The organism is Chitinophaga sp. Cy-1792 (assembly GCF_011752935.1).
In the GTDB taxonomy this organism is placed as follows: Bacteria; Bacteroidota; Bacteroidia; order Chitinophagales; family Chitinophagaceae; genus Chitinophaga.
Window position 1 is genome coordinate 1,932,893 of sequence record NZ_VWWO01000001.1, and the last position, 19,830, is coordinate 1,952,722.

Annotated in this window: 23 protein-coding genes and 1 tRNA gene; 16 read left to right on the forward strand and 8 right to left on the reverse strand. The window is 44.1% G+C overall.

What is annotated here, in order from left to right; translation table 11 throughout:
* Positions 1-220: 220 nt before the first annotated feature.
* The 3 genes from F3J22_RS07925 to F3J22_RS07935 all read left to right on the forward strand — a co-directional run bounded on the left by F3J22_RS07925 (position 221) and on the right by F3J22_RS07935 (position 4,381).
* Entirely contained in the window at positions 221-2,140 is a 1,920-nt protein-coding gene (locus F3J22_RS07925) for a gliding motility-associated C-terminal domain-containing protein (RefSeq protein WP_167015951.1), read from the forward strand.
* A gap of 12 nt (positions 2,141-2,152) precedes the next feature.
* Positions 2,153-3,172, forward strand: coding sequence for a type IX secretion system membrane protein PorP/SprF (locus tag F3J22_RS07930; RefSeq protein ID WP_370459407.1), 1,020 nt, complete (start codon positions 2,153-2,155; stop codon positions 3,170-3,172).
* A 90-nt stretch (positions 3,173-3,262) separates the two neighbouring features.
* A complete protein-coding gene (locus tag F3J22_RS07935; RefSeq protein WP_240155091.1) occupies positions 3,263-4,381 on the forward strand; it encodes a multiheme c-type cytochrome in 1,119 nt (372 codons plus the stop codon).
* A 1-nt stretch (position 4,382) separates the two neighbouring features.
* Here the strand turns inward: F3J22_RS07935 and F3J22_RS07940 are convergent, their stop codons facing one another.
* A complete protein-coding gene (locus F3J22_RS07940; protein ID WP_370459408.1) occupies positions 4,383-4,568 on the reverse strand; it encodes a KTSC domain-containing protein in 186 nt (61 codons plus the stop codon).
* A 135-nt stretch (positions 4,569-4,703) separates the two neighbouring features.
* On the opposite strand from F3J22_RS07940, the gene F3J22_RS30385 reads away from it, so the two are divergent.
* From F3J22_RS30385 to hmpA, 4 genes are all read left to right on the forward strand, one after another.
* Positions 4,704-5,279: a DUF1801 domain-containing protein gene (locus tag F3J22_RS30385; protein WP_205195161.1), complete on the forward strand. Its 576-nt coding sequence runs from the start codon at positions 4,704-4,706 to the stop codon at positions 5,277-5,279.
* Positions 5,280-5,456: 177 nt separating this feature from the next.
* Positions 5,457-6,293 (forward strand): CsgG/HfaB family protein, encoded by an 837-nt coding sequence (locus F3J22_RS07950; protein ID WP_167015956.1) that lies wholly within the window; start codon positions 5,457-5,459, stop codon positions 6,291-6,293.
* Between the two features lie 234 nt (positions 6,294-6,527).
* A complete protein-coding gene (locus F3J22_RS07955) occupies positions 6,528-7,037 on the forward strand; it encodes a nuclear transport factor 2 family protein (protein ID WP_167015957.1) in 510 nt (169 codons plus the stop codon).
* 264 nt (positions 7,038-7,301) lie between these two features.
* A complete protein-coding gene (gene hmpA / locus F3J22_RS07960) occupies positions 7,302-8,495 on the forward strand; it encodes an NO-inducible flavohemoprotein (protein WP_167015958.1) in 1,194 nt (397 codons plus the stop codon).
* 40 nt (positions 8,496-8,535) lie between these two features.
* Here the strand turns inward: hmpA and F3J22_RS07965 are convergent, their stop codons facing one another.
* Entirely contained in the window at positions 8,536-8,967 is a 432-nt protein-coding gene (locus F3J22_RS07965; RefSeq protein ID WP_167015959.1) for an Rrf2 family transcriptional regulator, read from the reverse strand.
* An 86-nt stretch (positions 8,968-9,053) separates the two neighbouring features.
* The gene (locus F3J22_RS07970; protein ID WP_167015960.1) at positions 9,054-10,010 is read right to left on the reverse strand and encodes an alpha/beta hydrolase; all 957 of its coding nucleotides are present in this window, start codon (positions 10,008-10,010) and stop codon (positions 9,054-9,056) included.
* Positions 10,011-10,134: 124 nt separating this feature from the next.
* On the opposite strand from F3J22_RS07970, the gene F3J22_RS07975 reads away from it, so the two are divergent.
* The 3 genes from F3J22_RS07975 (at position 10,135) to F3J22_RS07985 (ending at position 11,455) form a co-directional block, all read left to right on the forward strand.
* Positions 10,135-10,515 (forward strand): hypothetical protein, encoded by a 381-nt coding sequence (locus F3J22_RS07975; RefSeq protein ID WP_167015961.1) that lies wholly within the window; start codon positions 10,135-10,137, stop codon positions 10,513-10,515.
* A 3-nt stretch (positions 10,516-10,518) separates the two neighbouring features.
* On the forward strand, positions 10,519-11,001 hold the full coding sequence (locus F3J22_RS07980) for a hypothetical protein (RefSeq protein WP_167015962.1): 483 nt from the start codon (positions 10,519-10,521) through the stop codon (positions 10,999-11,001).
* Between the two features lie 112 nt (positions 11,002-11,113).
* Positions 11,114-11,455: a HopJ type III effector protein gene (locus F3J22_RS07985; protein ID WP_167015964.1), complete on the forward strand. Its 342-nt coding sequence runs from the start codon at positions 11,114-11,116 to the stop codon at positions 11,453-11,455.
* Positions 11,456-11,509: 54 nt separating this feature from the next.
* On the opposite strand, the gene F3J22_RS07990 is transcribed toward F3J22_RS07985, so the two are convergent.
* A complete protein-coding gene (locus F3J22_RS07990) occupies positions 11,510-12,127 on the reverse strand; it encodes a hypothetical protein (RefSeq protein ID WP_167015966.1) in 618 nt (205 codons plus the stop codon).
* Positions 12,128-12,156: 29 nt separating this feature from the next.
* Positions 12,157-12,756 (reverse strand): macro domain-containing protein, encoded by a 600-nt coding sequence (locus F3J22_RS07995; protein WP_167015968.1) that lies wholly within the window; start codon positions 12,754-12,756, stop codon positions 12,157-12,159.
* A 146-nt stretch (positions 12,757-12,902) separates the two neighbouring features.
* On the opposite strand from F3J22_RS07995, the gene F3J22_RS08000 reads away from it, so the two are divergent.
* Positions 12,903-13,541, forward strand: coding sequence for a DUF6624 domain-containing protein (locus tag F3J22_RS08000; protein ID WP_167015970.1), 639 nt, complete (start codon positions 12,903-12,905; stop codon positions 13,539-13,541).
* 46 nt (positions 13,542-13,587) lie between these two features.
* Here F3J22_RS08000 and F3J22_RS08005 read toward each other — a convergent pair whose 3' ends face one another.
* On the reverse strand, positions 13,588-14,079 hold the full coding sequence (locus F3J22_RS08005; protein WP_167015972.1) for a hypothetical protein: 492 nt from the start codon (positions 14,077-14,079) through the stop codon (positions 13,588-13,590).
* A gap of 173 nt (positions 14,080-14,252) precedes the next feature.
* Between F3J22_RS08005 and F3J22_RS08010 the strand changes: the two genes are divergently transcribed.
* Entirely contained in the window at positions 14,253-14,954 is a 702-nt protein-coding gene (locus tag F3J22_RS08010; protein ID WP_167015974.1) for an AraC family transcriptional regulator, read from the forward strand.
* 11 nt (positions 14,955-14,965) lie between these two features.
* Here F3J22_RS08010 and F3J22_RS08015 read toward each other — a convergent pair whose 3' ends face one another.
* Positions 14,966-15,898, reverse strand: coding sequence for a hypothetical protein (locus F3J22_RS08015; RefSeq protein WP_167015976.1), 933 nt, complete (start codon positions 15,896-15,898; stop codon positions 14,966-14,968).
* A gap of 373 nt (positions 15,899-16,271) precedes the next feature.
* On the opposite strand from F3J22_RS08015, the gene F3J22_RS08020 reads away from it, so the two are divergent.
* From F3J22_RS08020 to F3J22_RS08035, 4 genes are all read left to right on the forward strand, one after another.
* Positions 16,272-16,685 carry a RidA family protein gene (locus F3J22_RS08020; protein ID WP_167015978.1) on the forward strand — a complete coding sequence of 138 codons (414 nt, stop codon included), beginning with the start codon at positions 16,272-16,274 and terminating at the stop codon, positions 16,683-16,685.
* Positions 16,686-16,729: 44 nt separating this feature from the next.
* Complete coding sequence (locus tag F3J22_RS08025) at positions 16,730-17,278, forward strand: hypothetical protein (protein ID WP_167015981.1); 549 nt, start codon at positions 16,730-16,732, stop codon at positions 17,276-17,278.
* A 188-nt stretch (positions 17,279-17,466) separates the two neighbouring features.
* Entirely contained in the window at positions 17,467-18,309 is an 843-nt protein-coding gene (locus tag F3J22_RS08030) for a DUF6597 domain-containing transcriptional factor (protein WP_370459409.1), read from the forward strand.
* Between the two features lie 71 nt (positions 18,310-18,380).
* Positions 18,381-19,526: an epoxide hydrolase family protein gene (locus tag F3J22_RS08035; protein ID WP_167015985.1), complete on the forward strand. Its 1,146-nt coding sequence runs from the start codon at positions 18,381-18,383 to the stop codon at positions 19,524-19,526.
* 195 nt (positions 19,527-19,721) lie between these two features.
* Here F3J22_RS08035 and F3J22_RS08040 read toward each other — a convergent pair.
* Positions 19,722-19,795 (reverse strand) — tRNA-Asp (locus F3J22_RS08040).
* Between the last annotated feature and the right edge of the window lie 35 nt (positions 19,796-19,830).

Genomic DNA, 19,830 nt, shown 5'->3' on the forward strand with positions numbered 1-19,830 from the left:
CGGGATTTCAACGCCACCTGCGGTGGCGCTGAAATCCCGGAATTTGTTTCGGACCGAAGGTCCGAACGGGATGACGGGAAGCTAATAAAAGGGCTTCCGCCTGTTTATCTATACATTCTACCGATTCGTATAATAATTCCCGTTACTATCCTGATAAGAATATTTTTGTCGGACAATCAGGCTCACAGCTATAATACTATACCTGTCACACTATTTGAAAATGAAGAGAACCGGATTACTTTGCCTGCTGCTCCTATTCACCTGCACTGCCTTTGCTCAACTGTGCACGGGTAGTTTGGGCGACCCGGTTGTAAATATCGACTTCGGTTCAGGAACGGCCACTTTTGCTGCTGCTTTAGGCAGTGATATCACCAGCTATACATATGTCGCTCAAAGTTTCCCCTATGATGGCTCCTATACGGTAGAAAATACCACTGCCGGCGCCGGGAACGTCTGGTGGTCTACCACTGACCATACCGGCAATTCCGGTGGCTATATGATGGTGGTAAATGCCAATACATCTGTTACAGATTATTTTTATAAAAAGAAAGTAACCGGGTTATGTCCCAATACAACATATGAATTTGCCGCCTGGATCGTCAACCTTTTGCGCTCCAGTGATATCAATCCTCCTAATGTTACTTTTTCTATTCTCACTGCCGACGGTAATACTGTCATTCAGCAATATAGCACCGGTACCATCGCACGTACCAGCTCCGGCCCGGTATGGCGGCAATTCGGCTTCTATTTTACCACGCCTGCCGGTGTTTCCGATGTGATCATCAAAATGACTAACAACAGCCCCGGTGGCGCACCTGCCAATGACCTTGCGCTGGATGATATCACCTTCCGCCCTTGTGGTCCTAACCTCACTGCCGCCTTGCAAACCGGTGGTACCAGCATCGCCTATTGTGCCGATAAGCCTGTTACGTATACCCTCCAGGGTACTATCTCTACCGGCTATACGAACCCGGCCTTCCAATGGCAGCAAAGCACAGACAATGGCGCCACCTGGACAGATATCTCCGGGGAAACAACGCAAACGTATATACGTAATCCTACAGCTGCCGGAAAATACCTTTACAGACTGGCAACAGCGCAGGGTACCAATATCACGTCGTCCAGCTGCCGCACGGTCTCTAACCTGATTACGATAGATGTACAACCGGACCCGGACCCCAATGCAGGTAGCAATAATCCCGCCTGTGAAGGGGAATCGCTGCAGCTCAGCGCCAGCGGCGATAACGGATCTACCTACAGCTGGACAGGTCCTGACGGATTTACCAGTAATCTTCAGCAACCAGTCATTAGTCCTGTTTACGCCGTCAACAACGGTGTCTATACTGTTACACTTACCACTTCCCTCGGATGCACCAATACTGGCACTACTACGGTAGATGTCAATGCTGCACCGGTAGCAAATGCCGGGTCCGATGCCGGCATCTGCGAAGGCAGCAGTGTTACCCTGCAGGGGAGTGGTGGTAACAGTTTCTCCTGGACACCCGCCACCGGACTATCAGATCCGGCCAGTGCCAACCCTGTGGCCACACCCACAGATACAACGGCGTATATCCTCACCGTTAGTAACGGACAGTGTACCGATAAAGATACCGTAGTCGTGAATGTATGGCATAAACCTGTCGCTAATGCCGGCCCCGACAAAAAAATATTCGAAGGTGAAACCACACAACTCAACGGCAGCGCCGGAGGATCTGATGTGACCTTCACCTGGACACCTGTTTATTATATAACGAATGCCTCCTCGTTAACCCCAATTGTTAGCCCTGCAACGGATACTACATATACGTTGCAGGTTACTTCCAGCCATGGCTGCGGGTTTGCTACGGACGATGCTTTTGTCAGGGTATATAAGAAGATCAGCATTCCCAATGCCTTTTCCCCTAACGGCGATGGTATCAATGATACCTGGAAAATCGATAAACTGGATACCTATCCCGAATCGGATATCAATGTATTCAACCGCTACGGACAGCTGGTATTCAAAAGCCATGGCTACAGTCACGAATGGAACGGTACCATCAACGGCAGCCCGCTGCCGGTAGGCACCTACTACTATACAATAGATCTTAAAACCGGGTTTGGAAAAAATCCTTCCGGTTGGGTGGTCATCATTCGGTAAAGGTTTATGAAGATGAAGAATGTTGCCTTTCAGGCCTGCCTCTTGTTGATGGTATTATCCGCTGCTGCGCAGCAGAAACCACACTATACCCAGTATATCCTCAATCAGTATATCATCAATCCAGCACTTACCGGTATTGAAAATTATACAGATATAAAAGTGAGTCACCGCCACCAGTGGGCCGGACTCGATGGTGCACCGGTGACTACCTATTTTACTATTCAGGGACCCATTGGTAAACAGGATTACCGTACTACCGCCACTTCTTTTGAAGTGCCTGGCGAAAATCCGCGCGGCCACCGCTATTGGGAAGATTATACCGCCGCACAGCCACATCACGGCATAGGCTTGCAGGTAATACAGGATGCTACCGGGCCATTGTCCAACTTCAGCGCCTATGGTACCTATGCCTACCATGTAGGTCTCTCCCCAAGAACCAGTATCGCTGCTGGTTTTGGCGCAGGTATCAGCAGGTATTCCCTCAAGAGCTATGAACTCGATTTTGGTAATACCACTGTTGATCCGGCGGTATATAGTGCCGGCATCGTCAATAAAACAAAATTTGATATGAATGCAGGGCTGTATCTCTATTCTGCAGACTTCTTCCTGGGTATATCTGCATTACAGATTGTACCTTCGAAACTGAATTTCTCTGATAGTAAAATTACCGCTCAAACCGGCCAGACGGTGCCACACCTCTTCTTTACCGGCGGTTACCGGTTTTTGCTGAACGATCAGTTTAACCTCCTGCCTTCTGTAATGGTGAAATATATCAACCCTTTGCCGCTACAGGTAGAAACCAATGTTAAGCTGCAATACAACGACCTGCTCTGGGTAGGGGCCAGTTACAGGTACAAAGACAGCTTCGGCGCCATGATGGGCTTTAATATCTTCAATAAATTCAACGTAGGCTATTCCTATGATAATACCACTACCGCTTTGGGAACATATGCCCGCGGCACACACGAGATCGTACTGGGTATTATCCTGGGTAATAAATACGCGGATGGCTGCCCGCGCAACATCTGGTAAGATTTGGTAAGATATTGTATCTTTCGCAGAGATTCCCCTGTTATGTTTAAGCGATCGTTTTATTTTGTTGTGTTTATCGGGATAAGTGTGATGATATTATCCCAATGTGTAGGAAGTAAGAAAGATGAGAGAGGGCCTGCTTTTGCGGGTGACCAGGCCTGTATCAGCTGCCATAAAACGGTATATGACAGCTACCTTAAAACTGCCCATTACCATGCCTCCGCACCGGCAAGTACCACTACCATTTTAGGTAGTTTCCAATCGCCAAATGATTCCTTTGTGTACAGCGGCGGTGCTGTCGTAAAAGCAGAAAAGGCAGATAGCCAGTTTTATCAGACAGCCTATACGAACGGTCAGCTGCAACAGCGTGCCAGTTTCGATGTGGTAGTAGGACAGGGGCGCAATGCACAGACCTACCTTAGCTGGCGTAACAACCATTATTATCAGCTGCCATTGTCGTACTTCAAGCCTGTCAACAGCTGGGTAAACAGTCCAGGATATCCTGCCACACATCCTTTCTTCGAAAGAATGGTGCCTGCTACCTGTTTCAGCTGCCATAGCTCTTATGTGAATGTAGAAGAAAAGATGACCGGTATACGTAAAGAAGAATTATTCCCTAAAAATGAGGTGATGTACGGTATCAACTGCGAGCGTTGCCACGGACCTGCCCAGGAGCATGTGGCCTGGCATTCCCAGCATCCGGACGATAAAACACCACATGGAATAGTAGAGGTGGGCAAGCTTTCCGCACAGCAACAGGTAGATATGTGCGCTTTGTGCCATTCCGGCCTGCTGACGCCGCAGCGCTCCCTGTTCGATTTCCGGCCGGGCAATAAGCTGTCGGAGTTTATTATGGCAGATTATTTCGCCACACCTGCCGGCAAAGCACCAGATGCACATGGAAATCAATACCAGCTACTGAAAAAGAGCCGCTGCTTCCGGGAAAGTATGAACCAGCTGACTTGTAATACATGCCATAATGCCCATGAAGATTCCCGCGACCTGCAGGCTTATTCGCTGAAATGTATGAGCTGTCACCCGCCGGAATCACCGAAATTCTGTACCAATAAAGCACTGCCGGTAGTGCAGTTAAAACAGAACTGTATTGATTGTCATATGCCAGTAGAGAAATCTAAGGTAATCACCTTCCTGACCGGAGGAGAAAATACGGTGGCTGATTCTTTACGTTCTCATTATATAAGAAAATAAATTAATTTATTAACTTGTAGTTGTAGTGACCTTTGATATATTGGTTCAGAAAGGTGCCTTTTGAAATGGCGGCTTTCAAGGCTTCATATACGGTAGCAGGCACTTGCAGGTAGTCGTATACCTTACCTGAAGTGTAAGTAACCCTGAGCACCTTTCGGGCAGGGGAGTAGTGGTAATATGCGACCACACTGGAGGGCATAGCTGTACTGCCGCAATGATTATACCTGAAAACGTCGGATTTTCTACCTGAAATTGTCGCAATAAGCCCTGATCCTTCTGGTACCCCGATTGTAATTTCGAAGAGAGTAAAAACCCCGTTTATATGGAATCAGTTCAGCCTGCAAATATCGATGCGTACATAGCGGCGTTCCCGGCAGAGGTAAAGGATATGCTGGAGAAAATACGGGCAATTATCCGTAAAGCTGCTCCCCTGGCCTTTGAAACGATTAGTTACGGCATCCCCACTTTCGATTTGAATGGTCACCTGGTACATTTCGCCGGTTACAAAAGTCATATCGGATTTTATCCGGGTGCAGGTGCTATGGAACATTTCGAAAAAGAACTTACCCATTATAAAACCTCCAAAGGTACCGTACAGCTCCCGCTGAATGAGCCGCTGCCTGCTGCCCTGATAACCGCCATTACGCGCTATCGTATTGAGCAGAACCTGGGTAAAACGAAGAAATCAGCCGTGAAGAAAGCGCCGGAGCCTACCTTTTTCGTACCCGGACTGGCAGCCCCCGCCAGGCGCGCACTGGAAAACAAGGGGATTACCACGCTGAAGCAACTGGCTGACCACACCCTGGAAGATATTATGCTGCTGCATGGCATGGGGAAATCTTCTGTACCCAAAATGACGGAGGCACTCGCTGCCGCAGGTTTGCAGTTTAAAGGGTAACAGTCTTAAAATGGTGTTAAAATTAGCCTTCTTATTCGTTATGCAGCCATTAAGGGCATAATAACTGATTAGCCTATACGTTTTTGAGCTAAATTTGAGACGTATTATTATTTTTGTTAGTACAACTATAGGGTTTCAAACGATAGGTTATCCAAAAATATAAGAGGCTAGTTCAATATGAAGAGACAATTTTTTACTGCCATAGCTTTACTGTTTTCCTCCTATGCTGCTTTCGCACAAACAAAACCGGTGATCGGTGTTGCCTTCAGGAGTAACGGTGCCGATACAAGTGCATATCAGTCTACCATCCAGAATACAGTGGAAGATGCATTTATCAGAAGCAAACGCTTTACCCTGGTAGAGCGCGGAGAGATGGACCAGGTGAAAGCCATTCCGGCAGAAAATGCAGAAGTAGAGAAAATGAAAGACCTGGGGGCACAATACCTGCTCATCGGTAACGTAGTTCGTGTAACCGAAGATCAGAAAGAATCCAAAGTGCCCGTATTGGGAACCACCGTAACGCCGCAGGCAGAAGTGATCTACACCGTAAGAATCATTGATGTCAACACCGGAGAAGTAACGGCTTCCGGCAATTTCGATAATATTGCCAAAGGCAAGAATGCTTTTTCAGATGCGCTGAACGGTACCCGTGGAAAATTGGAAAAATTCATTAAAGATAACTTTAAACTCACCGCCAGCATTGCTTCCATTGAAGAGAAAACCGCCTATGGCGACGCCTCTAAAGTACTGCTGACCGCTGGTAAAGCCGTAGAAACCAAAGAAGGTGACGAGTTCAAAGTATACCAGGTAGTAGAAGTAAATGTGGATGGTAAAAAACTCACCAGGAAGAAAACCATCGGCAGAATAGTAGTAGCAAAAGTGGAAGACGAACATTTCTCTATTTGCACCGTGCTGGAAGGCGCTACCGAAATTACCAAACTGGTAACTGCTGGCTCACCCGTTAAATGTGAGCTCACCGCAGAAGCACCTAAGAAGTTATTCTTTCAGAAATAATTCATAACGAAAGTATATACTGATCCCCTGTGGCAACCGCCGCAGGGGATTTTTTATTGTTCGGTTTTTAAACAGAATTGTCCGTATTTGAACAATAATGTATCGGTGCTTACATGTCGCCAAAATTTGAAATCCTCTGTGGTATTGAGTTTTTAAGAACTGGCATGCCCGTTACAATCGTGGTACTGTTTCTGTAAAATCAGGAGTATATCTGTCAAAGTAAAAAAAGTAATTATGTACTCCCTGATAAAAAAACTGATGGTACTGATGTTGTTAACATCATTTATAAACATAACACCTTCATCTGCCCAACAAATTACCCCGCGTATTACTGGCGTGATTCTACAGCTGGACAGTGCCTTCTGGAAATCATACAATAGCTGTGATATTGTTAAATTCCAGGGCTTCTTCTCTGATGATGTGGAATTCTACCACGATAAAGGCGGCCCTTTATTTGGTCTGCCTGCATTGGTAAACAGCGTGAAGGAAAATCTCTGTAAAGACAGAAATAATTTCCAGCTCCGTAGAGAAGCGATTCCCGAAACCATGAAAGTTTATCCGCTTGAAAAGAACCATGAAATATATGGGGCCGTACTCACCGGTGAGCATAAGTTTTATATTACAGAACCCGGAAAGCCGGAATACCTCACTGGTATTGCAAAGTTCACACATGTCTGGATACTGAAAGATGGTGTATGGAAGATGACCCGTGTGATTAGTTATGATCATAATGCGGCTGAATAAATGTCTGACTGATAAATATTAACGGCAGAAAGTATTTCATCGGGTATATAGCACCAGCGCTATTTACCCGATGTTTTTTTATAAAATATCTGTTGCATAAATGCTTATTCCGGGTAGATGATCTTCCCGTAGAGATAATAAAAGATAAATTTGTCTTTTATTATTTTTTGTATTTAACTTTGTCTTGAAATATGGTGCAGCCGGCATAACATCTATTAAAATAAAGGATAAAAAGGTATTTATATATTTTATTAAATAATTACGATGAAACCTGTGCAAATTGAACTGGTAAAAGCCACCGTACCAGTATTAAAAGAACATGGCCGTACGCTGACCACACATTTCTATCAACGTATGTTTACGCATAACCCGGAGCTGAAAAATATCTTTAACATGGGCAATCAGCAAAACGGCAAACAGCAGGCAGCCCTGGCAATGGCCGTGCTGGCATATGCGGAACACATTGAAAATCCAGCTGTACTCCTTCCCGTGGTAGACAGCATCGGTCATAAACATGCCAGTCTGGATATCCGCCCTGAACACTACCAGATCGTAGGTAAACACCTGATCGCTTCCATCGCTGAAGTGCTCGGAGCGGCAGCAACAGCAGAAATACTCGACGCATGGACTGCCGCCTATCAACAGCTGGCCAGCATCATGATGGGCCATGAAGCCGGCATATATGAACAGAAAACTGCGTCTCATGGCGGCTGGACAGGATGGCGCCCCTTCATCGTAAAACAGAAAATAAAAGAATCTGAAGAAATTACCTCCTTCTTGCTTTACCCGGCAGATAACGGTCCGGTGGCCGATTTCCAGCCTGGCCAATACCTGAGCGTACGACTCTTCCTGCCAGAAATAAACCTGCTGCAGCCACGACAATACAGCATCAGCTGCGCACCGAACGGCGAATATTACCGTATCTCTGTGAAACAGGAAGCAGGCAGCACCCATCCGGATGGCATGATCAGCAATGCCTTGCATCATACCGTGAAAGAAGGAGATATGATCGAAGTTTCCGCACCGGCAGGCATATTCGTATTACAGGAAAATGAAAACCCGGTGGTATTCATCAGTGGGGGTGTTGGCCAGACGCCGCTCCTCTCTATGCTGGAACATCTACTCAATAACGATCACAAACAAACAAAATACTGGATCCACGGTTGTAGGGGCGAAGAAGTGCACGCATTCAAAAATACCATCAGCAACTGGACCGCAACAGAAAATAACCTGGTGAGCCATATCTTCTACGATAAGGTATCGCAGGAAACTGCTCAGCTGAAACAAGGCTGGGTAGACCTGGCAGCACTACCGGAAATGCCGGAAGATGCCACCTACTATATCTGTGGCCCTGCTGGCTTCATTAAAAAGCATTTTGAATACCTCACTGCAAAAGGTATATCCCCAGGCGCCATCAGGTTCGAAGAATTCGGCCCTGCATCGCTGCAACTGAATTAAAAAAAGAAGCTCCGGCAACCTTTGCCGGAGCTTTATATTTTTAGCGCCTTAAAAAGAGCAGCTGTTGTTCCAGCTCATCGGTAAACTCCCCGATTTTCGATTTTTCGAGCATCTGCTTAATTGCTTTTCTAATCTTACCAAACTCATTATGAATAGGGCAGGGATGCGTTTCTGAGCATTGTTTCAGTCCAAGTCCGCAGGAAGAAAACAGGCGGTCGCCATCAATAGCCCGGACAATATCTGCCAATGTATTTTTTCTGGAAGGTTTATCAAGATAAAACCCGCCACTGGGGCCTTTCTGTGATTGAAGCAATCCTTTGCGTCCCAGCTCCTGCAGGATTTTGGCAATAAAAGCCTCCGGGGAATCTATCCCTGTGGCAATCTCCTTAATACCCACACGTTCACCATTCTTGGTTTTTTGTGCGATGAAGATCATTGCCCTGATACCGTATTCACAAGTTCTGGAAAACATGTTATTGCTTATTTTCCCCACAAAGATACGATAAAGGAGAATAAGCTCTTTTAATCCTTCTGGCGCTGTTTTAAATAGATGATAGATTAGTTTGTCATTACTTTTTTCAGGAAGATGTCAATGTCCTGTACCGTATTGTTAAACCAGGGATGGAAAAGACAAAAGGGGTGCGGTCCCTGGAATTCATGCACTTCCGTGTAAATGTTATACTGACTCAATATCTTCCTGTAATCGTCTCTGCCGGCATGAAATCGCGGGTGTTCACTATTCAGGAATAGGGTAGGAGGTGAGTTTTTGCCGGCATAGTTTAATGCAGACGCTTGATGCCAGAGGGCTGGCTGTTCGTCTTTAGTATAGCCGAACCATAACGTACCGGCGGAAGGGCCTTTGCTGTCGTTGCCTTCCGCGGATTCAGGATGGATAAAAGCCATGACACCATCTATGGAAACCAGGGCACTGACTGAATTGCTGTAGGTACTGTCTTTCAGAAATATTGAATTATCGGCGGAATTGGCTACCAGTCCTGCCAGCTGTCCGCCGGCGGAAAACCCTGCCAGTGCTATCCTTGCTGTGTCGATATGCCAGTCGGCCGCATGCTGCTTTACCCAGGTAATAGCTGCCTTGATATCATTGACTGCTGCCGGATATAGCGCGGTAGTGGATAAACTATATTGCGGTGTGAAGGTGACATATCCCCGCAGCGCCAGTTCCACAGCCATCGCCTGGTGCTGATCCGGTGAGCCGCTTCTCCATCCGCCGCCATGCACGATAATGATGGCGGGCAACCGCTTTTTCTTTACCTTTTTAGTCGCAGAATAGGAACTTATTTGCAGCGCTCCACGATAGGTATATTGCTGTTTTTTAATGTCTGATGGAATGGATTCATTGACCATCGCTATCTGCGGATAGGCTTTCTTATTATGCGTATATGCACTATAGTTAGTAAAGGATGTGTCTGGCTGATTGGTGATGCGGGCCTGCGATTGCGCCATGGCAGCGCTACCTGTAGCCAGCAGCAAGGATAAAAGGAAACCTGTTTTCATAACGTATAAATGAGCTGCGGAAAATACAATTTTAACAATATCTCTGCAAGTGAATCACTATAAAAAACAGGTAATGGCGGCATCTAACTAAACTAAAAAATAATAACTTTATACAAAGCAAGCTATGAAAAAACCATTCAGACTGTTTGTGATCCTGATAATATCAGGTTGTAGTGTTCCAACACTCCGCCCTTCCGTCAAGGGAACTGTATGCGATAATATTACGGGCAAGCCGCTGGAAAAAGTCATTATTTCCAGCTATGATGCCGCAGATACCCTGGCAGGCACCAACACCGACGGTAGTTTCGTTATCCCCGCTGTGAAAGATACCCGGGCATTATTCCCCGGGGAAGAGCGCGGAAAACTGGCCCCCAACTCAGATAAGCTGCTCTTCAAAAAAGAAGGGTATATCACTGATACTATTTTTATCTTCGACAAAAATTCCACGAAAGATGATAAAGTTATTTCGCTGGAAACCATAAAGCTACAACCGATAACACAGTAATTTATGAACCGATTGACAGCTATTTTCCCCTGGGTAATGTTACTGGCTGCCTGTAATACCGGAAATACCGAAACAACCAAAAACGCCAATACGGACACCGCTTTGACGGAGCCCGCTGTCGACTCCCACGAAAGAGGATTACAGGGCGCCTGGTTCGAAGTTACCCGGAAAGACAGTGACTACATCATCTACCAGCCCTGTGGCCTCGATTTGCGTACCATACGTGTAACCGGAGATTCCCTGTACAACCAGGACCAGATGGAACATAGCTGGGCACGGCTTACACAGCAGGAAAAGAATGATAGCCAGACTATCATTCATACCACCAGTGTAGTCGTTTATACCTTTACATGGAAAGATAAAGACAGGGGACTGGCCTCCTGGAAAGTTAAATTTTCTCCATCAGCACCCGAACAGGAACACCTATACGTAGATAGTCTGAGTGCCTATCGGTTGAAGAAAGTAAATGAGCCTGGCTGTAAATAGCCGGCAACTTTCTAAGATTTTATTTTTTTACTTTTGGTGTTGGGAAGGCAGCCGGAGATTACTCCCTGAAATAATATTTGCCTTCCATATATCTAAAAATAGTATCTAGTACATGACAGAACAAGTAACCGGATTAATCGGACAATTAAAGGATAATAAACTCGCGTTTAAAGACGTATTAGAATTCATAGAGGCCCGCTACCAGCATCAGCCTACCGCTTTCAAAAATGGAGATGCCTTCAACGAGGCAACACAAAATCAGGGTAGTGCCAAAGTATTTGCTTTCGCACAGCTGAATAACCTCGCTGAAGCAGATACCCTGTACCTGTTTGCTGAGCATTACCAGGCAGTATTAAGTCATCCTGATGCTACAGACCACCAGAATATCAGGCAGTTCATGCAGCACGGTTGGGCAGGTATTAAATTCGAAGGAGTAGCTTTACAGGCGAAATAACGGCTTGACTATATTGGAAAGCTGCTGTGGCATTGGCTACAGCAGCTTTTTTTATTACCAGGAGGTGTGGAAAATGCTTTTTCCTTCTTCAAAATTGTCGATGAAAGTAGTTTGAAATTCTTTCAGTACCTCGTCTGCGTATTTATAGTCTAAATCCAGGTATCCGGCGGCTCTTATTACATCCTCTTTTTTGGTATATAATATATCGTCTCTAAAATTTTCCCGAAATTCAGAAATCATGCATTTCTCCATGAGGCCTTCGTTTGTGAAGTATAATCCCTTAAAGGTCCGAAACCCTACCGCATAACTAACCTGCAGGTAAGACATGAATGCTGTCATCGGATATCCAAATTGACCTGACATTATAAATTTATCACTAGGGTCAAGGTTGTAATAGGTTTCTATCTCCCTGAACTTTTTTTCTAATGTAGATAGCTCGCCGACTAATTTTATTGTTTTATCATTGGGATAAATGCCACGATATTTTGCCACGGACTCATCATCCGGAAATATTTTTATGTCGAAAAAATCGCATGAATGGGTAAGTGTATGCAGTAGGTCTTTATTATTCCGTAAAAACTCAGGAGAATTTGTGAAATATTCAGCTTCATAAAAAGAGGTGCTACCGTCTGATTGATGACTTACTTTGTCATGAAATAGGTCGAGTCCCATAAGTATTGTTATTATTTATTCAGATTGTATTAATGTGTCCAGATCATTCCTTGCGGATTGATCTTCCAATGATGCTGCTGTGCTTCACTGAAGGTGCTGAAGTCCATTTTTTTACCCAGCATTACTTCCTCGTATGCCATATGCATTTGTTTTGCTGCAATGATTGGCTGCATACGCCCAACACCGGTACAGAAGCCCGGGATGGCAACAGAAGTGATATCCGGATGACGCCTTGCTGCCAGTAAAGCCGCTTTCATGGCCAGATAGGCATTAATGGAGGTATCAATGTTGAAGTTGGTCGGCACACGCATGGTAGGCGCTGAAATCAGGAAAGGAATTTTGTCGTCATCGGTTTCCAGTACCAACGACTGGCCTACCAGTAATTCTCCTTCCGGCAGCGCTTTTATCAGTGCCTGCAACCTTTTTTCAAGGTCCCATCCCAGTCGTTCAGATAGGGCATAGTCAAGGCCTCCATCCATAAAGCCAAAGGAATTAGCCGGGCTGACAACCGCATCTACAGTTAAAGCGGTAATATCCCCTTCAATGATAGTTACATCCGGAATGGTGTCGAAGAATGATCGCCAGGCAGCTACAAGCCTTGGTTCCAGGTCTGCTAAGATTAGTTTCATAAGTATATTCTTTTGGGTTAACGAGCTGCAAATTTATTAAACTTATTCATAATGAATGCTATAAGTTAATGGTTGATAAGTTGATATCAAATAAAAATGGCCATGTTTCCCGGGTTTTGTAGTTTCCTGTATCTAAACCTTTATTCATGAATAGCATAAAGTATTTCTTCCTGGTAATCCTTACCTGTACTGCTTTCTATGCCCATGCTCAGGTGAATGCAGCCCTCTCACGAACTATTGATAGTCTTTATAATGATGATCAGGCCGTGCAATGGCAGTTTAGGGAAATGCATTTGAGAAATGCACCGGCAGACAGTATTAAAAGGCAGGACTCTTTAAAGAAGGCCGTTTACCGGAATGAACTGGAGGTCGTGAAGAAAATATATGCGCAATATGGCTATCCTACTGCTGCCATGGTAGGACCGGCATCATCGCATAATTTTTTTGTCCTTATCCAGCATGCAGACCATGATCCTGCGTTTCAAAAGCAATTGCTGCCGGTACTGGATACGTTGTCATTAGCGGGTGAAATATCCCGTAAAGATTACGCTTATCTCTACGACCGTATCCAACATAATACCGGTGGAAAGCAATTGTATGGTACGCAGCCGGTATATGGTAAGAATGGGAATCTCTTCGATAGTAACAATAAAATCATGCTGCCGCCAGACCTGGAAGATCCTGAAAATGTGGATAAACGAAGAAAAGAAATAGGACTGGAACCAATGGAAGAATACTATGAAACAGTACTGAAGGCCTTAGGCAGGCCACGGGTGAAGCCTTGATGTACTGCTGCTGTTGGGCTGAAAGGTAACAACAGCAGCATTGTCCTTATTTCTTACGGCTAGCTACTTTCCGGATATAATCTGTCAGTTCTTCCTTTCTTTGCTGGTATGCTGTAGGGCTCAATCCCTTATCCTGCTGGAGGTATACCTCTACGATATCTTCTACTTCCATGTTTTCCATGAAGTACATCCTGGTGATATCTGCAATAAATGTCGCGCGTCTTTCATTATGTTTTTGCATCCTGTCCAGCGCTTTTGGGTCGCCGGCGATAACTTTCAATCTTTCTTTCTGTGTTAATGCAGTGGTGAAATATTCTTCATTTACAGCCACTTTGCTGATCATGTCTGCCTCTACTTTGCCAAATCCGTTGCAGTAGACGCACCTGCCGGGGTTCCAGGAAAGCTCCTGTTCCAGTCGCCTGATATCTTCTTTATCTACATGTCCTTTTCCCAGGCACCGTGGACATTTTATTAAAGTACCTGCCCGGGGTTGTGTATCAGGCTCACTTTTCGTGAATAACCGTTTAAAGAAGTTCATGGTGTAGGGGAATTAATATATCTAAATATGCGGATTTTTTATGAAGAAAACAGGAATAATGTGGTTCCTTCGGAAATATTTCCGGCAATGTAACAAAGCGCAGATATAGCCCGGATTTTAGTACTTTTATCCTGCAATTTATCTGTTCATGACCTCGCAAATTGCTTTTCTGCATGTCTATAGAATTATTCAATATTGATCAGGGATATGCCGTATTCTCCAAAAGTGATTACGAGACAAGAATACATTCGCATTATGCTATTGAAGTGGTTTGCTGTATGGAGGGTACATTTTCTGTAACAACCGATAAGGGCAGCTATACAAATCTTACAAATGTAATCATACCTTCTAATCTGCGGCATAGCTTCAGTTGCCTGAAGGCCAGCTGCAGTCTGTTGTTTCTGGATCCGCTTTCCGATATGGGTCGATATTTTGCGAGGCAGTTAATACAAGCAGGAACAGATGATATTGCGACAAATGTTCCTTTCCCGGAAGCATTTCATGAGAATGGAAAATTTAATTTTTCTGCCCTTCCCCGGGAGCGTATTGGTAATAATGTAGATGATCGGATTATTGTTTGTATAGAGATGATCGACCGTATGCTTACAAAAGAGAACATAACATTATCTGCTTTGTCCCGCGCTGTATTTCTTTCAGAAGGCCGCTTATCTCATCTTTTTAAAAAAGAAACAGGAATTGCCGTGCAGCAGTATATACGCTGGCGTAAAATTCTTTATGCAGCACAACAATCGCAGCTAGGGTATTCATTAACGGAATGTGCTTACCATGTTGGGTTTGCTGATTCTTCCCATTTCAATAAAGCCTTTTATAAGATGTTTGGCATTAAGCCTTTTTTTGTGTTGAAAGGTGGATGAATAAACCATCTTTACGGTACGTAATCAGAAAGCTCCCGCAGGAAAATATTAAGTGGTTGTGCCAGGCTCCTGATTTCAGCCTGCAGCTGGTTAAGCATTTCCGCTCTGTTATGTAAATCGCTGGCACGGTAAATACCTCCATCTGTGAAGATGACAGAGTGTTGCGCTTTATTGGCGTTGCCATCAAACTGGTATTTTATCCATCGTTGTTTCAGGTTTTCCACCAGGGAATTATTGCCGGTATTGCTGATTCGTTTTTCTGTCAACATAAACCATATAAAAGGCGATATATCGTGGTTGTTTTCCTGTAGCCAGATATCACGTAATAAGTTGCGTTGATGCGTCAACGCAGCCTTTCTGCCTTTTGGGTTGAGTGTTGCCAGGCCCAAACCGATGGCAGCAGCTCCTGCAGTAATGGCAACGCCTTTGTTCCAGCCCGAATTGCTGATCACCGAACCAGCAACACCTGCCAGGGCGCCTACAATAATGGAGGTTACTGTAAACTTTGTGGTACGCTTTGAATTGATATCATCAACATATTTGGCGATCTGATCTATACGTTCTCCTTCACAGTCCAGCTCCGCTGCCAGTGATGAAATATCTGCTTCTCCCAGCAGGATTTTATCGTTAATATGCCTGCGCAGCAGTAATTCTTTCACGCTGTTCAGCGAATCTTTTTTCAGCAGGTAGATCTGGTTGACATCTTCCAGTATGCCCAGTGCATATAACACCAGTATACTGGAAGCAGAATATTTACTGCTCAGGTGCTGATTGGCCGCCAGCAATGAATCTGCATTATGTGATAATACAGGGCCATTTGGGATCATGCCTGTTGGAGGATCGCAATAGCTTTCTTTTGATATCTGCAGGATATCTGCCGATTTACGGGAGGTAGTGCAGGCACACAGGAAAATAAAGAAAAAAGAGATGACCCTTTGCAGCATATGATAAGCTGTTTACCCTACATATCACAACCGCTTCAGGCACGAAATGTTCAAATTGGTGGAAATTTCATAATAAATCCGAAGAAATAGGATAGAAGAGAGATGACGAAGTCGGCATTTTAATGATCTACTCCAACGATAAGTACGCCAAATTTTGTAGGAAATGACCACTTTGTAAATTGTTTCCAGGTGCCAGCGTATATAGTGTTGATTGAATTAGTTTTCAATCCAATCAACATATGTAAAGTGGGTAGAAAAGGTACCGTTTTAATTTTGCTGAAAATACAACCTGATGAAACGCGTATTAATAGCCTTGTTAGTCCTGTGTTCCGGCTTGCAGGCATTTTCACAAAAAAATATAAAATCAGCAACGATGAGTAAGGTTATCAATAAAAACCCGGCAGCACTTTTTGATCCCACCCCATTTGGATTTTCTCACGCTACCAGCGCAGAAGGCAATGGAAAATATGTATTTATCTCCGGGCAGAGTGGGGGAGAAGGCTTAAATCATCATCTCTCAAATGATTTCAGGACACAGGTGCAATCTGCCCTTAAAAACCTTGAAACTGTATTGAATGGTTATGGCTTAAATGTTGGTAATGTGCTCAAAATCACCATACTTATCGTAAATCATGATGAGGCGAAACTTAAAATATGGAGTGAAGAAATGCAGAAAACCTGGAAAAAACAAGGATTTCCGGCAAGTACATTGATTCCCGTACCCAGACTGGCACTGGACGGAATGCAGATAGAAGTAGATGCGATTGCTTTTATGGGAGATAAATAGGAGCATGTTAATCCCCCGATATTGCTGGTATTTACCTACATTAGTTGGAATATCATTCAAATCAGGTGGATAAAAACTTACTTATATATCTTTTAGGCGTATGTCGCGCATTCAATGCTAACGGTGTGCAATATCTGATCGTTGGAGGTGTCGCAGTGGCTTTCCATGGCTATTTTCGGTTGTCACGGGAGGAAGATGGCACGGTTGCGGAGAAATACGATATTGATATTTGGTACAACCCAACCTATGATAATTATTTCAGGCTCCTAAATGCTCTGGAAACATTGGAATTCGATGTTGCTGACTTCCGTAGTGAAACTTCTCCTGATCCTGAAAAATCATACTTTAAGCTGGATCTGCCGGAGTATAAGCTGGATTTATTACCTGCATTGCCCGGATTTAAGCGGTTTCGTGCTGCCTGCAGCAATAAAGTTGTCATGAAAAAGGAGGGTGTGGATATTCCATATATCAGTTTTGATGATTTAATTCTCAATAAAACCTCCCTTGGACGAGCCAGAGATCTGGAAGATATCGCGGCGCTGTATTCCGTAAAAATGGAGGGGAAGGATCCGGGTGCCGGAGAAATAAAATAAAAGCCTTCAGGTTCTTGGCCTGAAGGCTTTTTTATAATATTTTCGATAGTAGAAGCCCATATTTAAGAAACGAGTTTGTACGATATTTTTCCCGGCTAAAAACAACCCGGCGATATGAGTGTAGCAAAAGCCATTGATTTTCTACCAGGGAAAAGAAGATTTATTGGCAGAGATCATTCGTAACTTCTATGATATTCCATAAACATATACCTTGCGCCCCTTTGTCGGAATACATTCAACATATTGTGTATGTTAGTGGATCAACCTCCAACATTCCATTTATTAAAGAACTTCCTGATAAAGGTATAAACCTGGTTATTGAGCTACAGGAAAAAACGATTAATACTGTATTTCTGGATGCGGATATGAAAGAGAAAGTGACCATGAAGCATGCATGGATATCAGGAACGCAAAAGCAGGCAATCTTATATCAGAATCAAACGGCATCATCTATTCTTAGCATACGTTTTACAACCGGTGGTTTTTATGCGCTAACAAAAATTCCTGTAACAGCTATACCGTCGGTTTGTGTAGAGGCTGAATTGCTTTTAGGCAACTCTTTTAAGCATTTATATGAAAAACTCATCAATGCAAATGATGTCCCACAGCTGTTTACCATTATTGAAAACTATTTCCTGCAATTAATCGGAGATCAGCATTTTGAAAACTCGCTGGTGAAATTTGTTGATAAAAACATTGATAAGCCGATTGACTGGCTAATAAAAAAATCAGGTTACTCACAGAAACACGTCATACAGATCATTAAACAACACACCGGCTTCCCGCCGAAATACCTGCAAAAGCTTCATAGATTTCAAAATGTGATCAGGGATATCCAGGCCTTTAAGGGGAAAGCAGATTGGATGGCTATTGTTAATGATTATGACTATTTTGATCAGGCACATTTTATCAAGGAGTTTTCGCAATTTACCGGTATCAAACCAACACAATATTTATCATCACAAATGGAAGTAGAGGATAATCACCTGGTCGCAGATATGATCTTGCGTCCTCCGGCGGATGATTTATAGGTTGCCGGGGAGGTAAATTTTTTACAATGCGGTCGGCAGACGGGCTGGTATCTTTGTAAAAACAAAAAGAAATGGCTGAAATCACACCTTTTAAAATAGCAGTACCACAGGAAGTCCTGAACGATTTGTCAACAAGATTACAGCAAACACGCTGGACGGATGAGCCGGAAAATGCTGGTTGGAATTATGGAACAAATCCGACCTATCTGCGGGAGTTGGTAGCATATTGGCAACATCAATATGATTGGAGAGCGCAGGAGGAAGCACTAAATAAGCTGCCCCAGTTTAAGACAACCATAGATGGTGTCGCGATTCATTTCATACATGTCAGGGGGAAATCTAAAAATCCCAAACCTTTGATCTTAACGCACGGTTGGCCCGATAGCTTCTACAGGTTTCATAAAGTAATTCCGATGCTTACTGATCCGGCAAGTTACGGAGGTGATGCAGCGCAGGATTTTGATCTGGTCATACCTTCCATCCCTGGTTTCGGATTTTCGGATAGTGTTCCTCAGAGCAGTGATAAAACCGCAATTTTATGGGCTAAACTAATGACAGAGGTATTAGGATATCAGTCATTTTATGCTGCCGGAGGAGATATCGGTTCCACGATCAGCAAATCATTGGCGAATCAATTTCCTTCGTTGGTATCAGCTATTCATATAACAGATGTTGGCTATCCAAACGGAAGGGAAGATTGGGCAACAATGTCTGCACCGGAGCAGGAGTTTGGTCGCTTTATTCAACAATGGTTCTTTGCTGAAGGTGCTTTTAACCTTATTCAGACTACCAAGCCGCAAACGTTGGGTTATGGCTTAAATGATTCGCCGGTGGGCCTGGCTTCATGGATCGTGGAAAAGTTTCATGGTTGGTCCGGCAAGCCTGAAAATCTTGATGATCACTTTACCAAAGATGTGCTGCTCACCAATATCATGATATATTGGATCACTCAAACGATCAATACCTCTATCCGGACATATGCCGAAGAGAGCAAGGTAGCATGGACTACAGGGCTTAAATCAGAAATGAAGGTGGAAGTTCCTACCGGTGTATCCTTATTCCCGGGAGAGGCCCCTTTCCCTATTGAGTGGGTCAATAGGAAAGTAAATGTGCAACAGTTTAATATCATTGAAAAAGGGAGCCATTTTGCTGCACTGGACGCTCCTGATTTATTTTCAAAGGAGCTTAGTGACTTTTTCTATAATAGATCTAAATAAACAGCTAAAAAAAATAAAAGCCTTCAAATCTTTCGATTTGGAGGCTTTTTAATTCCTTGATGTTGATTCGTATATAGAGATATATAATATAATAAAATCTTGAGGAGCGGACAGTTCTACTATGTAGCGGCCGCGTCGGACCTGGTAATACCACCTAAAACGAAAAAAGCAGCTCTTTGCAGAGCTGCTTTTTTGCGGACCGGACGGGACTCGAACCCGCGACCTCCGCCGTGACAGGGCGGCATTCTAACCAACTGAACTACCGATCCTCGAAAATATAGTCAAGATACTTGCTATCTTTCTG